20 protein-coding genes are annotated in these 21,701 nt (G+C 66.2%); 8 read left to right on the forward strand and 12 right to left on the reverse strand.

Annotated elements, in window-relative coordinates:
• The first annotated feature begins 146 nt into the window (after nucleotides 1-146).
• On the forward strand, nucleotides 147-1,262 hold the full coding sequence (locus U5A52_RS29225) for a 4-hydroxyphenylpyruvate dioxygenase family protein (RefSeq protein WP_321937161.1): 1,116 nt from the start codon (nucleotides 147-149) through the stop codon (nucleotides 1,260-1,262).
• Between the two features lie 55 nt (nucleotides 1,263-1,317).
• On the opposite strand, the gene U5A52_RS29230 is transcribed toward U5A52_RS29225, so the two are convergent.
• The 7 genes from U5A52_RS29230 to U5A52_RS29260 form a co-directional block, all read right to left on the reverse strand.
• Nucleotides 1,318-2,307 (reverse strand): LysR substrate-binding domain-containing protein, encoded by a 990-nt coding sequence (locus tag U5A52_RS29230; protein WP_321915444.1) that lies wholly within the window; start codon nucleotides 2,305-2,307, stop codon nucleotides 1,318-1,320.
• A gap of 83 nt (nucleotides 2,308-2,390) precedes the next feature.
• The gene (gene hutC, locus U5A52_RS29235; protein WP_321915443.1) at nucleotides 2,391-3,140 is read right to left on the reverse strand and encodes a histidine utilization repressor; all 750 of its coding nucleotides are present in this window, start codon (nucleotides 3,138-3,140) and stop codon (nucleotides 2,391-2,393) included.
• Between the two features lie 13 nt (nucleotides 3,141-3,153).
• Complete coding sequence (locus U5A52_RS29240) at nucleotides 3,154-4,770, reverse strand: histidine ammonia-lyase (RefSeq protein WP_321915442.1); 1,617 nt, start codon at nucleotides 4,768-4,770, stop codon at nucleotides 3,154-3,156.
• A 25-nt stretch (nucleotides 4,771-4,795) separates the two neighbouring features.
• The gene (locus tag U5A52_RS29245; RefSeq protein ID WP_321915441.1) at nucleotides 4,796-5,587 is read right to left on the reverse strand and encodes an ABC transporter ATP-binding protein; all 792 of its coding nucleotides are present in this window, start codon (nucleotides 5,585-5,587) and stop codon (nucleotides 4,796-4,798) included.
• Between the two features lie 25 nt (nucleotides 5,588-5,612).
• Nucleotides 5,613-6,359 (reverse strand): ABC transporter permease, encoded by a 747-nt coding sequence (locus tag U5A52_RS29250; RefSeq protein WP_321915440.1) that lies wholly within the window; start codon nucleotides 6,357-6,359, stop codon nucleotides 5,613-5,615.
• 17 nt (nucleotides 6,360-6,376) lie between these two features.
• A complete protein-coding gene (locus U5A52_RS29255; protein WP_321915439.1) occupies nucleotides 6,377-7,108 on the reverse strand; it encodes an ABC transporter permease in 732 nt (243 codons plus the stop codon).
• A gap of 73 nt (nucleotides 7,109-7,181) precedes the next feature.
• Nucleotides 7,182-8,033 carry a transporter substrate-binding domain-containing protein gene (locus U5A52_RS29260; protein ID WP_321915438.1) on the reverse strand — a complete coding sequence of 284 codons (852 nt, stop codon included), beginning with the start codon at nucleotides 8,031-8,033 and terminating at the stop codon, nucleotides 7,182-7,184.
• 421 nt (nucleotides 8,034-8,454) lie between these two features.
• Between U5A52_RS29260 and U5A52_RS29265 the strand changes: the two genes are divergently transcribed.
• Nucleotides 8,455-9,750, forward strand: a complete 1,296-nt coding sequence (locus U5A52_RS29265) for an MFS transporter (protein ID WP_321937163.1) — start codon at nucleotides 8,455-8,457, stop codon at nucleotides 9,748-9,750.
• A gap of 58 nt (nucleotides 9,751-9,808) precedes the next feature.
• The gene (locus U5A52_RS29270; RefSeq protein ID WP_321937164.1) at nucleotides 9,809-11,020 is read left to right on the forward strand and encodes a M20 aminoacylase family protein; all 1,212 of its coding nucleotides are present in this window, start codon (nucleotides 9,809-9,811) and stop codon (nucleotides 11,018-11,020) included.
• 14 nt (nucleotides 11,021-11,034) lie between these two features.
• Here the strand turns inward: U5A52_RS29270 and U5A52_RS29275 are convergent, their stop codons facing one another.
• On the reverse strand, nucleotides 11,035-11,760 hold the full coding sequence (locus U5A52_RS29275) for a helix-turn-helix domain-containing protein (protein ID WP_321937166.1): 726 nt from the start codon (nucleotides 11,758-11,760) through the stop codon (nucleotides 11,035-11,037).
• A 142-nt stretch (nucleotides 11,761-11,902) separates the two neighbouring features.
• Between U5A52_RS29275 and U5A52_RS29280 the strand changes: the two genes are divergently transcribed.
• The 3 genes from U5A52_RS29280 to U5A52_RS29290 all read left to right on the forward strand — a co-directional run bounded on the left by U5A52_RS29280 (nucleotide 11,903) and on the right by U5A52_RS29290 (nucleotide 15,339).
• Nucleotides 11,903-13,324, forward strand: coding sequence for an MFS transporter (locus U5A52_RS29280; RefSeq protein ID WP_321937168.1), 1,422 nt, complete (start codon nucleotides 11,903-11,905; stop codon nucleotides 13,322-13,324).
• Nucleotides 13,325-13,430: 106 nt separating this feature from the next.
• Nucleotides 13,431-13,835: a DUF302 domain-containing protein gene (locus U5A52_RS29285; RefSeq protein WP_321915433.1), complete on the forward strand. Its 405-nt coding sequence runs from the start codon at nucleotides 13,431-13,433 to the stop codon at nucleotides 13,833-13,835.
• Between the two features lie 169 nt (nucleotides 13,836-14,004).
• Entirely contained in the window at nucleotides 14,005-15,339 is a 1,335-nt protein-coding gene (locus tag U5A52_RS29290) for a multidrug efflux MFS transporter (protein WP_415774070.1), read from the forward strand.
• Between the two features lie 168 nt (nucleotides 15,340-15,507).
• Here the strand turns inward: U5A52_RS29290 and U5A52_RS29295 are convergent, their stop codons facing one another.
• Nucleotides 15,508-15,765 carry a hypothetical protein gene (locus U5A52_RS29295; RefSeq protein ID WP_321915432.1) on the reverse strand — a complete coding sequence of 86 codons (258 nt, stop codon included), beginning with the start codon at nucleotides 15,763-15,765 and terminating at the stop codon, nucleotides 15,508-15,510.
• A 622-nt stretch (nucleotides 15,766-16,387) separates the two neighbouring features.
• Between U5A52_RS29295 and U5A52_RS29300 the strand changes: the two genes are divergently transcribed.
• Together U5A52_RS29300 and U5A52_RS29305 are read left to right on the forward strand one after the other, a co-directional pair.
• Nucleotides 16,388-18,070, forward strand: a complete 1,683-nt coding sequence (locus tag U5A52_RS29300) for an alkaline phosphatase family protein (protein WP_321937232.1) — start codon at nucleotides 16,388-16,390, stop codon at nucleotides 18,068-18,070.
• 184 nt (nucleotides 18,071-18,254) lie between these two features.
• Complete coding sequence (locus U5A52_RS29305) at nucleotides 18,255-19,688, forward strand: cytochrome-c peroxidase (protein WP_321937170.1); 1,434 nt, start codon at nucleotides 18,255-18,257, stop codon at nucleotides 19,686-19,688.
• Between the two features lie 76 nt (nucleotides 19,689-19,764).
• On the opposite strand, the gene U5A52_RS29310 is transcribed toward U5A52_RS29305, so the two are convergent.
• From U5A52_RS29310 to U5A52_RS29320, 3 genes are all read right to left on the reverse strand, one after another.
• The gene (locus U5A52_RS29310) at nucleotides 19,765-20,742 is read right to left on the reverse strand and encodes an alpha/beta hydrolase (RefSeq protein ID WP_321937172.1); all 978 of its coding nucleotides are present in this window, start codon (nucleotides 20,740-20,742) and stop codon (nucleotides 19,765-19,767) included.
• Between the two features lie 138 nt (nucleotides 20,743-20,880).
• Complete coding sequence (locus tag U5A52_RS29315; RefSeq protein ID WP_321937174.1) at nucleotides 20,881-21,219, reverse strand: cupin domain-containing protein; 339 nt, start codon at nucleotides 21,217-21,219, stop codon at nucleotides 20,881-20,883.
• Nucleotides 21,220-21,228: 9 nt separating this feature from the next.
• Nucleotides 21,229-21,657 (reverse strand): OsmC family protein, encoded by a 429-nt coding sequence (locus U5A52_RS29320; RefSeq protein ID WP_321915428.1) that lies wholly within the window; start codon nucleotides 21,655-21,657, stop codon nucleotides 21,229-21,231.
• Nucleotides 21,658-21,701 lie beyond the last annotated feature (44 nt).

The following is a 21,701-nucleotide window of genomic DNA, read 5'->3' on the forward strand; positions in this document are numbered from 1 at the left end:
CTTTGCGGGTTTGCACCGAGATGGCGCGTGGACCGCCCGCATACGACGGTCTTCGTCAAAATGAACGAAATGGTTAAAATCGCGCTGCTTCGCCCGTCCGTGCCGGCGAAGTGCCCGTTTCAGCGCTTGCGTCAGGAGCCTATTGCATGTCCAGCCCCTCTAATCCTCCGCCGCAGGCGGACAATCCGCTCGGCATGGCCGGCCTCGAATTCGTCGAGTTCGCCGCGCCCGAGCCGGCCGAACTCGGCCGCCGCTTCGAGCAGTTAGGCTTCAAGGCGATCGCGCGCCATGTGAGCAAGGCGGTCACGCTCTACCGGCAGGGCGAGATGAATTTCCTGCTGAACGCCGAGCCCGACTCGTTCGCCGCGCGTTACGCGCAGGAGTACGGCATGGGCATCTGCGCGATCGGCGTGCGCGTCGACAATGCGAAGCGCGCGTTCAAGCACGCGATCTCGCTCGGCGCGTGGGCGTTCGAAGGCGAGCGCCTCGGGCCTGCGGAGCTGCACATTCCCGCGATCCAGGGCATTGGCGATTCGCACCTCTATTTCATCGACCGCTGGCGCGGACGCGGCGGCCAGCGCGGGGGCGTGGGCGACATTTCGATCTTCGACATCGACTTCCGGCCCATCGACGTCGCCACGGCGCATACCGATCTCGATCACGGCGGCACGGGCCTCACGCGCGTCGATCACCTCACGCAAACGGTGGGCGAGGGGCGCATTGGGGAATGGCTCGACTTCTACCGCGACCTGCTGCATTTCCGCGAGATTCACGAGATCAACGCGAACTGGCATGTGTCCGAGGAGTCGCGCGTGATGGTATCGCCCGACGGCGAGCTGCGCATTCCGGTGTACGAGGAAGGCACGCGGCGCACGCAGCTATTGCACGACTATCTGCCCGAGCATCCCGGCGAAGGCGTGCAGCACATTGCGCTGGCGAGCAACGACATCCTCGCGAGCGTCGACGCGCTCGTGGCCAATGGCGTGGAGTTCGTCGAGCCGCCGCCCGCTTACTACGACACCGTGGATGCGCGTTTGCCCGGCCACGGCGTGGACCTGGCGGCGTTGCGCAAGCGTCACGTGCTGATCGACGGCGAGATTGGCGAAGACGGCGTGCCGCGGCTCTTTTTCCAGACGTTTGCAAAACGCCATCCCGGCGAGATCTTTTTTGAAGTCGTGCAGCGCAGCGGCCACTACGGTTTCGGCGAGGGCAATCTCGATGTGCTCGCGCGAGCGCGCGAGGCGGGCGCGAACCAGGGCTAAAAGCAGGGCTAAAGCAGGTTAAGCCTCAGCAGGCCAAGCCGCGCAATCCGCAACGTTACGGTTCCAAACGTGATTTCGCCGCGCTGCCCGCCGTTTTGCGCGCACGCGCTGTGCCGAGCGCGGCGGCACGCGGCGGGACCATCGTGCGGCAACGATGGCGAATTTCCTTGCTGAACTCGGTGCACGCCTGGGTCATCAGGTCCGTGGACCGGTACACCATGAACACATGGAAGTCGGGCAACTCGTCGCGAATGGGCAGCGTGTGCAATGCATCGCGCCTGAGGACGAGCGGCCCGCTCATGCCGTAGAACACGAAGTCCGACCACATGCTGATCACATCCGTGCAGGTCGCGAGCTGCAAGCCAAGCAGGTTTGACACGCTGTGCACGATGCGCTTGGGCATGTCGAGGCGGTTGACGCGCATGAGGCTCGCAAGCGGGCTGCCGGGATCGTCCAGCGGGTCGAGCGTGAGCCAGTCGGCCTCGAGCAGATCGCGCAGGCGCGTCGTGTCTGCAAGCGGATGGCCGGGGCGCGCGGCGAGCACCATGCCCACGGAGAACAGCGGCTCCCACTGAAACGCGCTCGTGCTGGGGCCGCTGTTCGTCGAGATGAGCGCGAGGTCGAGGCGGCCTTCGCGCAGCCCTTCGAGTATCTGTTGCGGCCGCATTTCATAGGCGTGCACCTCCACGCCCGGAAAGCGCGCGCGAAACGCCGCGATGGATTCGGGCAGCGGCCCGCTCGACGCCACGGCGGAAAAGCCGATGTTCAGTTGCGCTTCGGCATGGCCGCGCATGCCTTCGATATCTTCGAGCGCGTGGCGTAATTCCTGTTCGACCACGCTCGCGCGCTTCGCGAGCGCGCGCCCGTAATTCGTGAGGCTGACGCCGCGCACCGAGCGCGACATGAGCGTCACGCCCAGTTCGCGCTCCAGCTCCGCAATCGCCTTGGAAAGCGCGGGCTGCGAGATGTGCAGGCTGCGCGACGCCTCGTGCATGCTGCCGTGCTGCGCGAGCGCGAGCAAAACGCGCAACTGGTGCAGTTTCATCCGTGTGCTCCAACGGTTTCCGATCGGAAGAGATTCTAAACGTTGTGCAACGCGGCGACGATGGCTGCGCGGGACCCCCGCCGTTATGTCGAGACCTTGCCGACCAGATGAAAACGCGAAGACGGATGCCAAAGCTCGACAGCCGTGGCAACGGCGCTGCCCACCCACGTACGCCGCCACATCAGCAGGCAGGGCTCGCCGATATTCATCGCAAGATGGCGCCGTATGTCCGCGTCCGGCTTTTGCGCGTAGATCCGGAACTCCGCGCGTTGAACCGGCGCGAGCCGCATCATGTAGTGATTCGGCGTTTCCTGCGTGAAATCCTGCGCCAGATATCCGGGAAACACATGCGGGTTCACATAGCGGTCCTCGTACAGAATCGCTTCGTCTTCCTCGTAGTGAACGATGCGCGAATGGAACACGGAACCGCCGCTGAGCTCGAGCGCGGCCAGCGCCTGATCGTTCGCGCTTGCTTCCAGCGTCAGCACCCGTGCGCTGTGCCGGTGACCCCGCGCGGCGATTTCGTCGGCAATATTGCGCACCTCGAGGACGGTCGATTCGACATCGCGCGACGCGACGAACGTTCCCGCGCCCTGAACGCGCTTGAGGACATGCTCGGCCGACAGTTCGCGCAGCGCGCGCGATACGGTCATTCGCGCGACGCCGAATTCCTTGACGAGCTCCGTTTCCGACGGAATGGCCTCACCGGGTTTCCATGTCCCGTCCGTGATGCGATCGACCACGTAGCGCTTGATCTGCTCATACGCTGGAGCGACCTTGTGCGCGGTAGCGGAACGCGTTGAGGTGTCGATGAGCGAAGAAGGCGCGTGCATGCCTGTCCTCGCTTCAGACGCCGACCGCGCCGGGCAGCGCGTCGTTGCTTGCCGGGGCTGCGGTACTGCGCGCCACGGAGCGCATGTCGGGTTCCGCCTCCCGCGAGATGCCAGGCGAGCGCTCATGCGCGGGGCCGGGAAGCGGCGGCGGCGCGCCGTCGGCCACGAGGCGAAACGCAAACGTCATGTCGTCGGAGAGCGGGCGGTCGTCGCGATAGGTCGGCAGCGCGGCGCGCACGCTGGCGTAGAGCGCGTCCGTGTACGGCGCACGCGCCGCATCGAGCGGCTGCAGATCGTAGGCTTGCGCCGCGGCGAGCAGTTCGATGCCGAGAATCCGGTTGCTGTTCTCGATGATCGTGAGCGCCTTGAGCGCCGCGGGCGTCGCATGGCACAAGTGGTCTTCCTGCAACCCCGAGGTCACGCCGCCGTCGAGACTCGCGGGCGCGGCCTCACGGCGGTTTTGCGCGACGAGCGAGGCGGCCGTGTACTGCGCGATCATGAAACCCGAGCGCGTGCCGCTCGCGTGAGCGAGGAAGGCCGGCAGGCCGCTCACGAGCGGGTTCACCAACCGGTCGAGACGCCGTTCGGCCATGGCGGCGACCTGTGCAATCGCGGTTGCGAGACTGTCCATCGCCAGGGCGATCGAGGCGCCGACCGCGTGCGCCTGCGAGTACACCTGCGGCGATTCCGGTGTGCCCGCAACGATCGGGTTGTCGGTCACCGAGGCAAGCTCGCGGTTCACGACTTCGACCGTCGCGGCGAGCGTGTCTCGCGCGGCGCCGTGCACGTGCGGAATCGTGCGCACGCTGAGCGGGTCCTGCGTGCGCCGCCCGAGCGACTTTTCGAGCAGCGAACTGCCGGTGAGCGCTGCGCGCAGGCGCTCGCCGACACGCGCGAGGCCCGGCGACACGCGAAACGCGAGCGAATGCGTGTCGAACGCCGCGATCTGGCCGCCCAGATTCTCGAAGCTCATCGCGGCGACGACGTCCGCCCAGTCGAGCAGCCGCTCCGCGCGCTGAAGCGCGAGCGCGGCGAGTCCGGTTACGCACGGTGTGCCGTTTACGAGGCTCAAACCCTCTTTCGCCTCGAGCGAGAGGGGCTGCAGACCGAGCCGCTGCAGGGCGTGTGCGCCGCTCAGGCGTTCGCCGTTCCAGCGCACATGTCCCGCGCCCACGCACACGAGCGCGATGTGCGCCATGTGGCTCAGATAGCCGACGGAGCCGAACGCGGGCACTTCGGGCAGGCAATTCGCATCGAGCAGCGCGGCGAGCCGCTCGACGACATCGAGCCGCACGCCCGAATGGCCATGCGCAAAGTTGTTGATGGCCGCAGCCATGATCGCGCGCGTTTCCTCGGCGCCGAGCGGCTCGCCCACGCCCACGGCGTGGCTCATCAGGATGTTGTGCGACAGGTCGTGCTGTTCGTCTTGCGAGACGACCACGTCGCACAGCGCGCCGACGCCCGTGTTCACGCCATAGGCGCGGATGCTGCGCGCGACGATCTGTTCGACGAGGGCACGGGCGCTGCGAATGCTCGCCTGTGCGTGCGCGCCGAGCATCAGCGGTTCGCCCGCGGCAATGGCGGCGATTTCGCGCCAGTCGAGCGGATTCTGGGTACGTGTGATTGCCATGAGAGAGCTTGTGCGTTGCGCGGGTTCAGTGAGCGTTGCGATCCTGGTGACTCGAGACGAACTGGCGGAAGCGTTCGGATTTCAGCTCGCCGAAGACCTCGTCTGGCGTGCCGTCCGAATCCACCTGGCCCTGGTGCAGGAACATCACGCGATTCGAAACGTGGCGCGCGAAACCCATCTCGTGCGTGACGACGAGCATCGTGCGGCCTTCGGCGGCGAGCGTGCGCATCACGCGCAGCACTTCGCCGACCAGCTCGGGATCGAGCGCCGAAGTCGGCTCGTCGAACAGCATTACCTTCGGATGCATGGCGAGCGCGCGCGCAATGGCGACGCGCTGCTGCTGACCGCCCGACAGATGCGCCGGATAGTAGCCGCGCTTGTCCGCGAGACCGACCTTGGCGAGCAGCGCTTCGGCTTCTTCGACCGACTCGGCGCGGCTGCGCTTGAGCACGCGCATGGGCCCTTCGATCAGGTTCTCGAGCACGGTCATGTGCGACCACAGGTTGAAGTTCTGAAACACCATGCCGAGTTGCGAGCGCACGCGGTCGACCTGGCGGCGGTCGCCCGGATGCAGCTTGCCGTCGCGGCGGCGCTTCATCTTGAGCTCTTCGCCCGCGAGCGCGACCGAACCGTCGTCGGGCGTCTCGAGCAGGTTCAGGCAGCGCAGCAACGTGCTTTTGCCCGAGCCGCTCGCGCCGAGAATCGAAATGACGTCGCCTTCGTGTGCGTCGAGCGAAATGCCCTTAAGGACGTGATGGTCGCCGAACGATTTGTGGATGTTGCGTACCGACAGTGCAACGGGTGCAGATGGGTTCATCAATCTCTCCGGATAGGGCGGCGGGTCACGATACGGCGCGGCTGGCTTCGAGCGGCGCGGCGGGCTTGCGTACGGCGGGCGGCGCCGCGCGCAGATGGCGCGAGAGCCGTTGCTCGAGGAAGCCGATCACGCGCACGACGACGAAGTTCAGGAACAGGTAAATGAGCGCAGCGCACGTGAACACCTCGGTCGTGCGATAGGTCTGCTGGATGATCTGCTGCGCGACTCCCGTCACTTCCCACACGGTGACGAGGCTTGCCAGCGCCGTCGACTTGACGAGCAGCACGGCTTCCGTCGAATACGCGGGCAGGCACTGGCGCAGCGCGATGGGTCCGATCACGCGGCGCAGCAGGGCGAAACCGGAAAGGCCGATCGAGTAGCCGGCTTCGATCTGCCCGACGGGCACGGCCATGAGGCCGCCGCGAATGATCTCGGCCGTATAGCCCGCCGTGCACAGCGCGAGCGACAGGACGGCGCAAACATAGGGTTCGCGCAGCACCGGCCACAGAAAGCTCTCGCGAATCACGCCGAACTGCCCGAGGCCGTAATAGACGAGGAACATCTGGATCAGCAGCGGGGAGCCGCGAAATACGAGGATATATGCGCGCGCAAAGCGGTTCGGCAGCCAGTGCGGCGACACCCGCATCGTGACGATCACGAGCGAGAGCAGGCCGCCCAGCACGAGCGAGGCGAAGAAAAGGCCCAGCGTTGTCGGCACGGCGCCGATGAGCTGGCGCAAGGTGTCGAGCAGGAACGCGAAATCGATGGTCATGATTGAGCGCTCCGTGATCAGTTGCGCGCGAAGTTGCGCTTGAATGAGCGGCCGACGATCGCTTCGGCACGCCCGAAGACACGGTTCGACACGCCCGTCATGGCGAGATACAGCACGCCGCCGGCGACGAAGAAGAGGAAGTACTGGTGGGTCGAGCCCGCCGCGATCTGGCTCGAACGCAGCAGCTCGGCGAGCCCGGTCACCGATATCAGCGCGGAATCCTTGAGGCTCAGTTGCCAGACGTTGCCGATGCCGGGCAGCGCGTAGCGCAGCACCTGCGGGATCAGGATGCGGCGGAACATCGTGAGCGTCGGCATGCCTATCGCGCGAGCGGCTTCGATTTCGCCGCGCGCAACCGCGAGCACGGCGGCGCGATAGACCTCGGCCTGATAGGCGCCCGAAATCATGCCGACCGCGAACGCGCCAACGGCGAAGGGCGGCACGCCGACGAAACCGTCTGCGCCGAACCACTGGCCAACGGTGGTGACGAGCGAGGAGCCGCCGAAGTAGAACAAATAGATGACGAGCAGTTCGGGCACGCCGCGAAACACGGTCGTGTAGAAGTCGCCGAATACGCGCAGCACGCGCCAGCGCGAGAGTTTCGCGGCGGCAATGAGCGCACCGAACACCGCGCCGATCGCGAGTGCGGCAAGCGTCAGGACGACAGTCATCAACGCGCCGAGCAGCAGTACGCTACCCCAGCCGTCCGGCCCGAGGCCGAGTGTGTTGAAGATCGATAACAGAGACATGGCTTGGATCCACGCGGGTCGGGAAACAAAGGCGCGCGCCGGAAGTGGCGCGCGCGTGGCCTGGATGCGGCGCTTATGGCGTCACGTCGGTCTTGAACCACTTCAGGGCGAGTTTCTTCACGGTGCCGTCGGCAAGCGCCGCGGCGATCGCGGTGTCGAACTTCGCCTTCAGGTCGGCGTCCTGCTTGCGGAATGCAAGGCCTTCGCCGGGACCCCAGATCGGACCGGAGATCATCGTGCCGGCAATCACCACAGGCGACTTGTCGGAGTTGGCGGTGTAGTACGTCACGTCGTCGAAGGTGGCGTCGATGCGGCCGTTTGCGAGGTCGAGGTCTCGCTCGGGCGCGGTCTTGTACACGCGCACCGAGGCGACGTCCTTGAAGTTGGCGTTGATGAATCCCGTATAGACAGTGCCCGACTGGATGCCGATGGTCTTGCCCTTCAGCGCGTGGCGCATCGACTCGATGGCGGGCGCGTTGCTGCGCGAGTCGGCGTCGAGCTTCAGAGGCGGCGTGTTCGGGCCGCCCTTGGGCAGAACCTTCGTATCGGACACGGCGAACGTTGCCGGCGTGGATGCATAGGGCTTCGAGAAGGCGATGATCTTCTCACGCTCGGGCGTGATCGAGATCGCATCCATCAGGACATCGAACTTTCCGGCCTGGAGACCCGGAATCATGCCATCCCAGTCCTGAGCGACGAGCTTGCACTGGATCTGTGCACGCGCGCACAAGTTTTCGACCAGTTCCGGTTCGAAGCCACCGAGTTTGCCGCCGGGCAGCGTCAGGTTCCAGGGGGCATAGCTGCCGTCGAGCGCGATCGTCACGCTTTTCCATTCCTTCGCGCCGGCACTGCCGCTTCCAAGCAGCGTGACGCCGAGTGCTGCGCCGATCAGCGCTTTTGCCAGCCGGGTGTACTTCGCCTGCATGACCATGCTCCTTTGTCGGTGGGTACTGTGGACCCGTGGGTACGTTATTTCGCTCGCGTGACTTGCATAGACAAGAATGGCGAGAAAAGAATTTGAGTGCAAGAGAATTTCAGAAATACGGGCTCATGGAAAACCCTGTAAATCCGCGTGTAATGGCGCTAAATCCATGCGCTTGCGCGCGACGTTGCGTTGCCGGGCGGGCGGCGCTGGTGCTCAGGCGCGTTCCTTACAAATTTGTCTAGTCATGTCGATAGCCGGGAAATCGGGCCCCGGCGCGATGGCCGTTGCATTTCGCTGCGATTCCATCCGGTTATCAAGATGAAAATTTGTGACTTCTTTCAAAAATGAGAGCGGCCTGAATATCGTTCGGCCAGTTCCCATTCCCGCTGTCCCACCGCACCACCGCTCGCGGAGATCTGCCATGAATGACGCAACGCTCAGCGCCGCCGCCCCGATTGCACCGCCCGCGGCCACTCGCCAGAGCCAGTTCCGCCTGATCGCCGCGTGTTCGATCGGCAATGCGCTCGAAATGTACGACTTCACGGTGTACAGCTTTTTCGCGCTCCTGATCGGCCGGCTCTTTTTCCCCTCAGACAGCCCTTACGGCTCGCTGCTGCTTGCCGTGGCGACGTTCGGCATCGGCTTCGTCATGCGCCCGCTGGGCGGTCTCGTGATCGGCAGCTACGCCGACCGGCGCGGGCGCAAGGCCGCCATGACGCTGACCATCGCGCTGATGGTGGCGGGTACGCTGTGCATTGCGTTCGCGCCCACCTACGCGCAGGCCGGCGTGATGGGCTCGCTCGTGATCCTCGCGGGGCGGCTCCTGCAAGGCTTCTCGCTCGGCGGCGAAATCGGCGCGTCCACGGCCATGCTGATGGAGTCCGGCGAAGTGGGGCAGCGCGGCTTTCGCGTGAGCTGGCAACTGGGCAGCCAGGGCATCTCGGCGCTCATCGGCGCGCTCACGGGGGCCGTGCTCTACGCCACGCTTTCGCCGCAGGCGCTGGAGAGCTGGGGCTGGCGTCTGCCGTTTCTCGGCGGTCTGCTGATCGCGCCGGTGGGCCTCTATATCCGCTCGAAACTCGACGAAACGCACGAAGCCGAACCTGACGCACCGAGCCCGCTCGGCACGCTCATGCGCGAGTACGGCGCAAAGGTGGGACTCGGCATTCTCTCGATCACGGCGGGCACGGTGGGCATGTATCTCGTGGTGTTCTTCATGCCGACCTACATGATCCGCGTGCTCAAGATGCCGCCGTCGCTCTCGCTGCTGTCGGGCTGCGCCACGGGCTTCACCATGCTCGTCGCCTCGCTCGTTTCCGGGCGGCTGGCCGACCGGCTCGCGCGCCGCAAGCGGCTCGTGATGGGGGCGCTCCTCTTCAATATCGTGGCCATCGTGCCAGCGTTCTGGCTGATGACGCGCATGCCGAGCGTGCCGCTCGTGCTCGCGCTCTCGGTCATGATCACCGCCGCCGCGAATCTCGGCTCCACGCCCATGCTGCTGATGCTCATGGAAATGCTCCCCGCCAGCGTGCGAGCAAGCGGTCTTTCGGTCATCTATAGCGTGGGCGTGACGGTGTTCGGCGGCAGCTCGCAATTCATCGTCACGTGGCTGCTTGCGAAGACCGGCAATCCGCTTTCGCCTGCGTTCTATCTCGTCGTTTGCGGCCTCATCTCGCTGTGCGCCATCGGTGCGATTCGCGAGCAGCGCGTCAGCTAACGCTGCGTTGCGCGTGGTCTCTCGCCTTTCGATCCTTCACACGAATAACGGAATCCTCATGAAACGTGAACCGTCGCTCACCCCGTTCCAGTTGCTGCCGACCTTGCTGCCCGAGATCGAGATCGACGCCGAGACTTTCATCGGCATTCGTCGCCAGATTCATTCGCAGCCCGAACTAGGTTTCGAGGTCGGCGCCACGGCGAAGCTCGTCGCGATGCTGCTGGAGAAGTGGGGCTATGAAGTGCATACGGGCATCGGCAGGAGCGGTGTGGTGGGGCAGCTCAAAGTGGGCGAGGGCAAGCGGCGCCTGGGTATTCGCGCCGACATGGATGCGCTGCCGATCGTCGAGAACACGGGCCTGCCGTACGCGAGCCAGACGCCCGGCAAGATGCACGCATGCGGCCACGACGGCCACACGGCGATCCTGCTTGCCGCTGCGAAAACGCTGGCGGAGCGCCGCGACTTCGACGGCACGCTCAACCTGATCTTCCAGCCCGATGAAGAAAATCTGTGCGGCGCGAAGGCGATGATCGAAGACGGTCTCTTCGAGCGCTTTCCCTGCGATGCCGTCTACGCGCTGCACAACATGCCGGGCGTGCCGGCCGGGACGTTCCGCGTGCTGCCGGGCTCGGTGAGCTTGTCATCGGATGTGGCCGACGTGACGCTCAAGGGCGTGGGCGGCCACGGCGCGATGCCGCACCGCGTGAAGGACCCCATCGTGGCCGCGGCGGCGCTCGTGACGGCGCTGCAAACCATCGTTGCGCGCAACGTGGCGCCCGACGAATCCGCGGTGGTGTCCGTGGGCTACATTCGCGGCGGCGCGACCCACAACGTGATACCGGAGACGGTCACGCTCGGCCTGAACATCCGCGCGGCGCGCCCCGAAACGCGTGCGCTCGTGGAAGCACGCGTGCGCGAGATCGTGACGCTCACGGCGCAGGCGCACGGCGTAGAGGCGCAGATCGACTACCGGCAGCTCACGCCGCCGATGGTCAATACGCCGGAAGAAACCACACTCGCGCAGCAGGTCTGCGCGGAACTGGTGGGCGAGGACAACGTGGTCATGCAGGCGCCGAAGGGCTTGAACGGCAGCGAGGACTTCGCGTGGATGCTGAACGCGGTGCCCGGTTGCTACCTGCTGCTCGGCAACGGCGAAGGGGAATTCGGCGGCTGCATGGTGCACAACCCCGGCTACGACTTCAACGACCAGGTGCTGCCACTCGGCGCGGCGTGCTGGGTGCGGCTCGCGCAGCGGTTCCTCGTGGCATGACGAGGCGCGATTAGTTAGTCATTCGAATCATCTGCGTGGGTGCTCAGCAACTCGGGCGTCAGGCCCAGCCGCTCGCGCAGATCGATCCAGCCGCGCGGCGTGACCTGCACCGCGCGCGAAGCATTTGCGCGCCGCATCCAGCCGCGTTCGCAGAGCAGCGTGAGAAAGGCCACGCCGAGCGGCCCGGCCAGATGATGCTGGCGCTCGGTCCAGTCGAGACATTGGCGGGCGATGCCGTGACGCCCCGGCTTGAGCGCGGCGACGTCGAGCCCGAGTTCGCCGAACCATGCCGCGCCTGCGGGCGTCACCGCGAAGCGCTTGTCGGCTTCGGCGGTGATGAGGCCGGCATGCGCGAGACGCGTCGTTAGCGCCACGCCGACCTGGCCCGCGAGATGGTCGTAACAGCAGCGCGCGAAACGCAGGTTCTGCGCTTCGCGGCCGAGCGGCTTGCGGCGCACCGGCACGCGCGCGCCGACTGTCGCGAGGTTTTCGAGCAAGGCGGCGACCTGCGCATCCGCGAGCCGGTAGTAGCGGTGGCGGCCTTCCTTTTCCACGGCAAGCAGCCCGCCGTCCAGCAGTTTCGCCAGGTGGCTGCTCGCGGTTTGCGCGGTCACGCCGGCCGCGTAAGCCAGTTCGCCGGCGGGCAGGGCGCGGCCGTTGGCGAGCGCCATTAGCATCGCGGCCCGCGCGGGGTCGGCGATCAGGAATGCCGTGGCGGACACCCTCGGGTGCAGGTTCATGCGTTTCTCCAGGACATACCCATAGCGTAACGCGCGAGCAGGGTCGCATGTTTCGATACGCATCGAAGCATCGCCGCTGCCGTGCAACTGATACTGGGCTCATGGCCGGTGCCCAACGCGCGCCGGCGTTGCAGGAGAGCCCATGCAGACGCACGAATCACACAGCATCGAACAGCCACGCCGCGTGCTTTGGGCCACGAGCATCAGCTATGTCGTGGTGATCCTCGACACCTCGATCGTCAACGTCGCGCTGGAGCGTATCGGCGCGAGTCTTGCGGGCGGCGTGTCCGGGCTGCAGTGGGTCGTGAACGCCTATACGCTCACGTTCGCGAGTCTGCTGCTTTCAGGCGGCACACTCGGCGACCGGCTCGGCGCGCGCCCTGTCTATATGGCCGGCCTCGCGGTCTTCACCGCGGCCTCGGTGTTGTGTGGCGCCGCGCCGAGCCTCGCGCTCCTCACGCTCGGACGCGTGCTGCAAGGCATGGGCGCGGCGCTGCTCGTGCCCGCTTCGATGTCGCTCATCAACGGCGCGTGCGCCAACGCGCGCGAGCGCGCCGCCGCCTTCGGCGTGTGGGCCGGGATGGGTGGCATCGCGATGGCGGCGGGTCCGGTGCTGGGCGGCGTGCTGATCGGGCTCGTCGGCTGGCGCAGCATTTTCCTGCTCAACGTGCCGGTGTGCCTTGCAGGCATCGTCATGGCCGCGCGCGTGGCGCCGCAACCGCGAGGAGGCGTGCCGCGCAGGCTCGATCTCGCGGGCCAGACGGCGGCCATCGCGGCGCTGGCGCTGCTCAATGCGGCCATCATCGAGGCGCCTGCGTACGGCTGGCATGCACCGATCGTCGCGGGCGGTCTCGTGCTGGCGCTTGTGGCGGCGATCGCCTTCGTCGCGCTCGAAAAGCATCACGCGCAGCCGATGCTGCCGCTCGGCTTCTTCCGCGAGCCCGTGTTCAGCGCCGCCGTGCTGGTGTCGATGATTTCGGCGTTCACGTTCTACGGTCTGCTATTCGGACTGAGCCTCTATCTGCAGCAGGAGCGCGGCTATGCGCCGTTGCGCGCGGGCCTCGCTTTCTTGCCGCTCACGGTGATGGTGCCGCTCGGCAGTCTGCTTTCGCGGCGCGCAGTCGCGTGGCTTGGGCCGCGCGCGCTAGTTGCGCTCGCGTGCCTGCTCGCGGCAGCGGGCTACCTCAGTGCGGCCATCGGCGGCTCGACGGCGCGATACGGCTTGCTGGCCGTGCCGCTGCCGGCCATTGGTTTCGCCGCGAGCCTGATGATGCCCGCGTGCACGGCGGCGCTCATGGCGACAGTCGATCAGGGCCGCGCGGGCATCGCGGCTGGCGTGCTCAATGCCGCCCGGCAGACGGGCGCGGCGCTCGGCGTGGCCGTTGCGGGCGCGATGATCGCACGGCGCGCGTCGATCGGTGCGGGCATGCGTGTGAATCTGCTGATCGCCGCCATGCTCTCGGCGGGCGCCGCGTGGGTGTGGTGGCGTGCGTGGTCCCACCGCGCCCATGCCGCCCAGTCGGGCGACGAAACAAAGACGCGTGCCGCCAGGCAGGGAGCCTGAGTCCTCCCTGCGTGCGCCCCGAATCATTCGCTGTGAATTCTGGGATAAAGTGCCGTTGCATGCATCGCGCATTCGCGCGGGCCGTGCGCCATAGGAGGAGTTTGTCATGGCCGAGTACGGGCAACATCCCTCGTCGGTGCTGTCGCTCAAGAGCGCGCACGACTTCGACACGACGATCGCGCGCCTGAAGGCGGCGCTCGCCAAGGCGGGCGCGGATATCTTCGCCGACGTCGACCAGCGCGAAGCCGCCGAGACCGCCGGGCTGAGCCTGCGCCGCACGCGTCTGATCCTGTTCGGCAATCCGAAGGCCGGCACGCCCGTCATGGCGGCCAACCCGCACGCGGCGGTGGAACTGCCCCTGCGCATGGTGATCTGGGAAGACAACGAAGGGCACACGCGGCTCGACTATCGCGACGTCTCGCAGACGCTCGGCCCGCTCTACGGCATCGACACCGAAGTGCTCGTGCCGCTGCAGCGCGTGGTGGGGCTGCTGCAGGTTGCCGTGCAATAAACGGCCAACGCGACGCCGGCAAGTGAGCAAACCGGGCGAACTGGGCACCCATCTTCGGCGGATGCTTAACAAATTGACAGACGCGGCGCGCTTCGCTTAACGTAGGCGCCTTGCAGCTTCACCCGGCAAGCGGGTGAAGCGCGTTGCCCGCCGCTGCCTCGATCCGCCGATGACCTCCCGCGCAGAAGACCCCGACGATCCGCCACGCGATCGCGCCGGGGCGTCCGCTTCGACTTCCGTTTCTTCATCCACGCCTTCGCCCGCCGTATCCGGCGCGAAGCCAGCGCGACCCGAAAATCCGCACGATGCGGCGGTTGCGCAACACTGGCGGCGCAATCTCGCGGTCTGCGTGGTGGGATCGTTCACGACGCTCGTCGCCATGACCCTGATGCTGCCGTTCCTGCCGCTCTACGTGGAGGAGCTGGGCGTGCGCGGCCACGCAGCGATCGTGCAGTGGTCGGGCATCGCGTACAGCGCGACGTTCTTCACGGCCGCGCTCGTCGCGCCGGTGTGGGGGCGCCTCGGCGACCGCTACGGCCGCAAGCCCATGCTCGTGCGCGCGAGCCTCGGCATGGCGATCACGATGTCGCTCATCGGCATGTCGCGCAACATCTGGCAGCTTGTCGCGCTGCGTCTGCTCGCGGGTTTCGCGGGCGGTTATTCGTCGGGTTCGACCATCCTCGTTGCGACACAAACGCCGCGTCACCGGTCGGCGTGGGCGCTCGGCGTGCTGTCGTCGGGCATCATGGCCGGCAATCTCATCGGGCCGCTGCTGGGCGGCGCACTGCCGCCGCTCATCGGCTTGCGCGCCACGTTCTGGGTGGCGGGCGCAACGATCTTCGCGGCCTTCATCGCGACCTGCGTGTTCGTGAAGGAAGCGCCGCGCCCCGCGCGCGTAGCGCATGCCGCGCACAAGGGCGGCTGGTCGGCGCTGCCCGACAAGCGCCCGATCGCCGCCATGCTCGTGACCGGCATGCTGCTCATGCTGGCCAACATGTCGATCGAACCCATCATCACCGTGTACGTGGCGACGCTCGTGCACGACCCCGCGCGCGTGACTTTCGTCGCGGGCCTCGCGATGTCGGCGGCGGCGCTCGGCAGCATCGTCGCGGCTTCTCGCCTCGGGCGCGTCGCGGACCGCGTGGGGCACGCGAAGGTGATCGTCGGCGCGCTCGCGGTCTCGGCCGTGCTGCTCGTGCCGCAGGCGTTCGTCACGGCGGGCTGGCAGCTCGTCGCGCTGCGCTTTCTCATGGGCGTGTCGCTCGCGGCGCTCCTGCCGTGCATCGCGACGGTCATTCGTCACAACGCGCCGGACCATGCCGCGGGCAGTGTGCTCGGCTATTCGGTGTCGGCGCAATTTGCGGGGCAGGTGCTCGGGCCGCTGATCGGCGGCTTCGTCGGCGGACATCTGGGCATGCGCGCCGTGTTCCTCGGCACGAGCCTGCTGATGCTGGCGGGCGCGCTGTTTACCTGGCGCGCCGTGGGTTTCGCCCGGCGCGCGTAAAGCGGCCCAGGCGGCGACTGCGGCGGCGACCACGCCGCGCGCAGGCATTCAACGATCGAAAGACGAGGGCGGCGGATCGTGCGCGCCGCCGCCTCGGGCGTGCCGGCGCTCGATTAGCGGCGCGGCCCAGTGGCCCAACAGCAGTGGCCAAACCTCGGCAGCCAGATTTCAGTGCCCGAAAAACACGTCGCAATCGGGACGCGGCCAGCACATCTTGCCCGTGCGGTGGCCCGAGGCGCTGTGCGTTTCGGGCGTGCCGCCGTACGACATGTCGGTGCTGGCCTGAGCCGAAGCGTCGGCGTCATCGGTCATCGTCTGATGGGCGCGCTCCTGCGAGGCAGGGTCTTCCTTCGCGCGCGCCGTGCCGGGCGCAACGGCGGCCACGGCCGCCACGCATATGGCGATCAATGCCAGGCGTAATGTCATATCAACCTCCTTTCTCGAGTTCGTGAGTGCGCCTTCGCGGCAATGACGAAGTCACTGCGGGATAACTGCGGAGCAACTCCGCGGCGAAGGTGCGCGCGAGCAAGAGGCCAAGCCTGAAGTCGCACACTCATCTGGAAAGTCGGGATGCCTGCGCGCAGCGCACGGCTGCCGAACGTCTTAGCTCACTACTCACGTAAGAAGCGCGCCCACGCATTCGGGGGCGGCACAGCGCGGCGCGACGCAAGAAGAAGGGGCGAGCGGGCGCGCAGAGAACATCCGCACTGTATTTCCAGTTATAGCTCGCGCCGCACGGAGTGCAATGGACCGAACCGGACCTCGCGCGCAGCCGCAATCCGGGGCCGAATCCACAGCTCAGCGCGCACGGCTGCTTGCGCGATTCTTTCGGCGGTGAAATCCGATGAAAGTATTCGGAAATTAAACGTTCGCCGTGTAGTCATCTTGCGATGTTGTAATGCGCTCGCTCTGATGTAAGGCGCATGGGGGCCCGTGCGCAGAATCGATCGGGCCTCACTGAAGGCGTGGCGGCAGGGCGCACTTGTGCGCGCCGCGTCGGCAGGACTCTAAAAAGCAACTCAAACAATCGATGGAGCCTAACTACATGTTGTATCGCCGAGCATTACTCGCCCTGCCTTGTGCGGGCCTCGCTGCCGCGCTGTTTGCATGCGGCAGCAGCAATTCGAATCCGGGGACCTCTGCCGCCGCCGCGTCGGCGCAAGATACGTTGACGACGGCCACGCCGATCAAGCATCTCGTCGTGATCTACGGCGAGAACGTTTCGTTCGACCACTACTTCGCCACCTACCCGAACGCCACGAACCCGGGCGGCGAGCCGGCCTTCACGGCTGCCTCGGGCACGCCGACGGTCAACGGCCTCACGGGCGCGCTGCTCACGGCGAACCCGAACTCGAACGCGACGCTCAACGGCACGGACGCCGCCAATCCGTTCCGCCTCGACCGCACCCAGGCCGCCACGGCCGACCAGAATCACGCCTACACGGCCGAGCAGCAGGCCGGCGACAACGGCGCACTCGACCTGTTCCCGAAGTACACGGGTAAGGGCACGAGCGGCGGCGCGGGCGCCTTCGGCACGAAGGGCCAGGTGATGGGCTATTACGACGGCAACACCGTCACGGCAATGTGGAACTATGCGCAGAAGTTCGCCATGAGCGATAACGCATGGACCACGACCTACGGTCCGTCGACGCCGGGCGCGCTCGAAGTCGTGTCGGGCCAGACCAACGGTCTCGAACTCGTGAACACGTCGAAGCAGCCTTCGACGGTTGCCACGCCCACGTACTACATCGAAGACGGCGCAGGCGGCCTGACGCTGATGGGCGACGTGGACCCGGGCTACGACACGTGCTCGAGCAAGACCGACCAGGGCATGATCAACGCGCAGAACATCGGCGACCTGCTGAACGCGCAGAAGATCACGTGGGGCGGCTTCATGGGCGGCTTCAACCTGCAGACGGTCAACGCGAACGGCACGACGGGCTGCCTGCGCAGCACGGTCGCGACGGCCGTGAATGCGGCGACTGCCGACTACAGCCCGCACCACAACTGGTTCCAGTACTTCAAGACGACGGCAAACCCGCAGCACTTGCGCCCGAGCTCGACGGCGGCCATTGGCTCGACGCTCGAAACGGACGGCAAGACGCTCGACCCGGCCAACCACCAGTACGACTCGGACGACTTCTTCGCGGCCGTGAAGGCGGGCAATTTCCCGTCGGTGAGCTTCCTGAAGGCGCCGGCTGCCCAGGACGCGCACGCGGGCTATTCGGACCCGCTCGACGAGCAGCAGTTCGTGACCAAGGTCGTGAACTTCCTGATGCAGCAGCCCGACTGGAAGAACACGGCAGTCGTCGTGACCTATGACGACTCGGACGGCTGGTACGACCACCAGTACATGGCGCCGGTGCATTCGTCGCTGAACGCGGCCGACCAGCTCAACGGCAACGCCGTGTGCGGCACGGGCACGCAGCCCACGGGTATCGCGGGCGCGCCGGTCAACGGCCGTTGCGGTCCGGGCACGCGCATTCCGTTCCTCGTGATCTCGCCGTGGGCGAAGGCCAACTACGTCGACCACACGTTCATCGATCAAGCATCGGTGGTGCGCTTCATCGAAGACAACTGGCTCGGCGGCGCACGCCTTGGCGGCGGTTCGTTCGACTCAGCCGCTGGCGACATGCGCGCGCTGTTCAACTTTGGCGGTACGGGTAATTTGCCGGTGTTGTATCTCGACGGCACGCTGGGCACGCAGTTGAGCTCCGCGCCGTCGATCTGAACGACGTCCGGCGCGAGTCCTGGCCGCCCGCACGCATAAGTCTCGCGCGTGCAGGGCGGCCGGCCTCGCGCCGTTGTCACGTCGTGTGGCTCTCGCCGCGTTGCACGCCAGCTTCGATGTTCGCTGGCTGCTCGCGGCGTTCGGCTTTTCCTTCTCGTGGTATTACGCAAAGAAAGATCGAATCATGTCCGAGCTTTCCACTTCGCCTGGCTCCTCCTCACCCAAACCGCGCAGCGCGTCGAGCCCCGTGCGGCTCGTTCTGCGCGCCGTAGCCGCCGTGATCGCGCTCGGCGCACTGGGCTTTTGCGCCTACGCCGTGGCGTTTCCGGCCAACGTGCCGGACGCTGTGGGCGAGGTCGTCGAGAACCTGACCGGCGCGAATCCGCACCCCGTGGTGCTGCAGCGCCCGCCAGTCGCGCCGCTTTCGGCGATGGCGCAGCTCGGCAAGCAGCTTTTCTTCGACCCGGCGCTCTCGGGCTCCGGTCAGCAGTCCTGTGCTTCGTGCCATAGCCCCGAGCGTTCCTACGGTCCGCCCAACGGACACGACGTGCAGATGGGCGGCCTCGCGATGAACCAGCAGGGTTATCGCCCGCCGCCTTCGCTGATGTACCTGTACCGTCAGCCGAACTTCAGCATCGGTCCCGATCAGGGCGAAAACGACGACGCGCCGACGGTCGCTCAGCAGGCCACGGCCGCAGCCGATGTCGTGAAGTCGCAGAAGGTGGCGGGCGGCGCATCGACCTCCGTGGAGATGGTGCCGCAGGGCGGCCTCTTCTGGGACGGCCGCGCCGACACGCTGCAGCAGCAGGCGTACGGCCCGCTGCTCAATCCCGTGGAAATGGCGAACACGAGCATCGAACAGGTGGCCACGAAGCTCACGAAGGCGCCGTACGCCAAGCACTTCACGGAGTTGTTCGGAGACCGAATCTTCAGCGACCCGAAGATGGCCGTGGCGGAGGCCATGTTCGCGATCTCGCGCTACCAGGTGGAAGATCAGTCGTTCCATCCGTATAACAGCAAGTACGACCGCTGGCTCGAAGGCCACGCGCGCCTCTCGCAAGCGGAGCTGCGCGGCCTGCGTCTGTTCAACGACCCGAACAAGGCGAACTGCGCGGGCTGCCACCTTTCGAAGCCCGGCAAGGACGGTCTGCCGCCCATGTTCACGGACTACCAGTACGAGGCGCTCGGCGTGCCGCGCAACAACAAGCTCGCGCAGAACCAGGACCCGCACTTCTTCGATCTGGGGGTATGCGGCCCGTTCCGTTCGGACTTCAAGGACCAGACGCAGTACTGCGGCATGTTCCTCACGCCCACGCTGCGCAACACGGCCACGCGCACGGTGTTCTTCCACAACGGCGTGTATCACAACCTCGACGACGTGATGGCGTTCTACAACGATCGCAACACGGACCCGGGCAAGTTCTATCCGCGCGGACCCGACGGCAAGATCGACAAGTACGACGATATTCCGCCGCCGTTCCAGAAGAACGTGGACGTGACCGATGCGCCGTTCGACCGCAAGTTCGGCGACAAGCCCGCGATGACGCAAAGCGACATTCAGGACATCATCGCGTTCCTCAAGACGCTCAACGACGATCCGGTGCCGTCGAAGCCGTGAGCGCGGATGCGGGCCGCTACTTCGGCAAGCCGGCCGGGTAGCCGCCCGCATCCGTCACTGCGTGCCACCTCGCGCTTCAACGCGCACCCGTGCCGCCGACGAACCGCTCGATCGCAGCGATTGTCGGTCCCGGCGCTTCTTCCATGAGCCAGTGCCCCGCGCCCGGGATGACCACGCCTTGCACGTTCGTATCGACGAGCCGGGCCTGATCGATGAGGAACGTGCCGGAGGCCTTCTCCCCGGCCAGCACGAGCATGGGCATCGTGAGCGGTGTTTGCGCGAACGCCGCGAAATCGGCGGCGTCCTGCGGGAACGCGTGGAAGTATTCGAAGCCGGCCTTCATGCGGCCTGGTCGGGCGTAGGCAGCGGTATAGCGCTCGCGGTCCGCTTCGGGTACCGAGTGCTTCGGGTCCGCGGCGAAGTCATTCCAGAAGTGCTCGAAGTAGATGCGCTCGCGGCCGTCCACGAGCGCAAGCGGCGTGGTCCCGTAGAAGTTGAAGTGCCACTTGTCGCGCAGCAGCCAGACCTTTTGCCAGTCGCCAACGCCTGGCAGGAAGGCGTCCATCAGCGTGATGCTCTCGACTTCGTCCGGATATTGCGCGGCGTACGCATACGCGACCATTAGCCCGATGTCGTGGCCCACGAGCTTGACCTTGCGATAACCGAGGGCCTGGACCATTGCGTGGATGTCCTGCGCGAGCGTCTTTTTGTCGTAGCCGCGCGCCGGGATTGCCGAATTGCCCGCGCCGGGCAGGTCCGGCGCGATCACGACGCGCTGCTCGCCCAGTTGCGTCATGAGCGGTTGCCACATATGGCTGGTCTCGGCATAGCCGTGCAGCAGCAGAACCGGGGTCGCGTCGTTCTGCGGGTTGCCCGCCTGCAGATAATGCAGGCGCAGGCCGTTCGCTTCGATGTCGTGTTGCGTAATGGCAGCGGCAACGCCAGCGGCAGCGGGTTGCGGGACGGTTGCCGACATCGAGGGCATGGCCGGCGCCAGCGCGGCAGCGCAGAAGAGGGCGGCGCCAAGCCGCTTGAGCAAGCGTAAGGGTTTCATCGCGGAACTCCGTGGGTTGTCTGAACGCGTTTGCGTTGGAACCCATGATCGTTCCGCTGGCACGGTTTGCCGTGCTACGGGAGTGATGCAGACGTTCGAAAGTTTCGAACGAGTTAGCGGGGCGGCCCCAAGGCGCGGCTACTTGCCCCCATGCGCAAGATGAATCGTGACGATCACCGAAGCGTCGTCGAGCGCTTCCAGCGCGTGCTTTTCGCCGCCGCCGAGCAGCAGCATGTCGCCGGCGTGCATGGTGCGCGGGTCGCCGTTCACGAAGAAGCGGATCACGCCTTCCACGCACTGCACCGTGATCTCGCCGGGCACGCTGTGCTCCGGCAGGCGCTTGCCTGCCGGCAGCACGATGCGCATGACTTCGAGTTGCTGCGCGCGGATCAGGGTGATCGACTTCGCACTCTTGAGCGCGCCGCCTAGCGGCCGTACGTCGAAGACCTCACCCGGCGCAGCATGGGGGATGGCCATGAGCGTCTCTCAAACGAGCTTCGCGTTGAGCGTAATCGTCGCGTTGTTGGCGAACAGCTTCGACACCGGGCAGTTCTCCTTGGCGCCCTTCGAAAGCTCGTCGAACTTCGCTTGATCGATGCCCGGAATCTTCGCGGTCATGTCGAGCTGGCAGCTCGTGATGGCGAAGCCTTCACCGACCTTGTCGAGCGTGACGGTCGATTTCGTCTCGATGCTCTCGGCCGTGAAGCCCGCCTGGGTCAGGAAGAGCGAGAAGGCCATGGTGAAGCAGCCCGCGTGGGCCGCGCCGATCAGTTCCTCGGGGTTGGTGCCGGGACCGCCTTCGAAACGCGAGGCGAAGCCATAGGGTGCCTCTTTGAGCACGCCGGTTTGCGTCGAGATCGTGCCCTGACCGTCCTTGATGCCGCCGTGCCATTTTGCCGATGCCGTCTTTTGCATGATGTCGCTCCGCGAAGTTGGGTAACGATGTTGAGGTGAGGGAC

It is taken from the genome of Paraburkholderia sp. J8-2, assembly GCF_905220195.1.
GTDB lineage: Bacteria > Pseudomonadota > Gammaproteobacteria > Burkholderiales > Burkholderiaceae > Paraburkholderia.

Coding starts and splice junctions, on each gene's coding strand:
- U5A52_RS29225 (WP_321937161.1), top strand. CDS start 147: ATGTCCAGCCCCTCTAATCCTCCGCCGCAGGCGGACAATCCGCTCGGC.
- U5A52_RS29230 (WP_321915444.1), bottom strand. CDS start 2,307: ATGAAACTGCACCAGTTGCGCGTTTTGCTCGCGCTCGCGCAGCACGGC.
- hutC (WP_321915443.1), bottom strand. CDS start 3,140: ATGCACGCGCCTTCTTCGCTCATCGACACCTCAACGCGTTCCGCTACC.
- U5A52_RS29240 (WP_321915442.1), bottom strand. CDS start 4,770: ATGGCAATCACACGTACCCAGAATCCGCTCGACTGGCGCGAAATCGCC.
- U5A52_RS29245 (WP_321915441.1), bottom strand. CDS start 5,587: ATGAACCCATCTGCACCCGTTGCACTGTCGGTACGCAACATCCACAAA.
- U5A52_RS29250 (WP_321915440.1), bottom strand. CDS start 6,359: ATGACCATCGATTTCGCGTTCCTGCTCGACACCTTGCGCCAGCTCATC.
- U5A52_RS29255 (WP_321915439.1), bottom strand. CDS start 7,108: ATGTCTCTGTTATCGATCTTCAACACACTCGGCCTCGGGCCGGACGGC.
- U5A52_RS29260 (WP_321915438.1), bottom strand. CDS start 8,033: ATGCAGGCGAAGTACACCCGGCTGGCAAAAGCGCTGATCGGCGCAGCA.
- U5A52_RS29265 (WP_321937163.1), top strand. CDS start 8,455: ATGAATGACGCAACGCTCAGCGCCGCCGCCCCGATTGCACCGCCCGCG.
- U5A52_RS29270 (WP_321937164.1), top strand. CDS start 9,809: ATGAAACGTGAACCGTCGCTCACCCCGTTCCAGTTGCTGCCGACCTTG.
- U5A52_RS29275 (WP_321937166.1), bottom strand. CDS start 11,760: ATGAACCTGCACCCGAGGGTGTCCGCCACGGCATTCCTGATCGCCGAC.
- U5A52_RS29280 (WP_321937168.1), top strand. CDS start 11,903: ATGCAGACGCACGAATCACACAGCATCGAACAGCCACGCCGCGTGCTT.
- U5A52_RS29285 (WP_321915433.1), top strand. CDS start 13,431: ATGGCCGAGTACGGGCAACATCCCTCGTCGGTGCTGTCGCTCAAGAGC.
- U5A52_RS29290 (WP_415774070.1), top strand. CDS start 14,005: ATGACCTCCCGCGCAGAAGACCCCGACGATCCGCCACGCGATCGCGCC.
- U5A52_RS29295 (WP_321915432.1), bottom strand. CDS start 15,765: ATGACATTACGCCTGGCATTGATCGCCATATGCGTGGCGGCCGTGGCC.
- U5A52_RS29305 (WP_321937170.1), top strand. CDS start 18,255: ATGTCCGAGCTTTCCACTTCGCCTGGCTCCTCCTCACCCAAACCGCGC.
- U5A52_RS29310 (WP_321937172.1), bottom strand. CDS start 20,742: ATGAAACCCTTACGCTTGCTCAAGCGGCTTGGCGCCGCCCTCTTCTGC.
- U5A52_RS29315 (WP_321937174.1), bottom strand. CDS start 21,219: ATGGCCATCCCCCATGCTGCGCCGGGTGAGGTCTTCGACGTACGGCCG.
- U5A52_RS29320 (WP_321915428.1), bottom strand. CDS start 21,657: ATGCAAAAGACGGCATCGGCAAAATGGCACGGCGGCATCAAGGACGGT.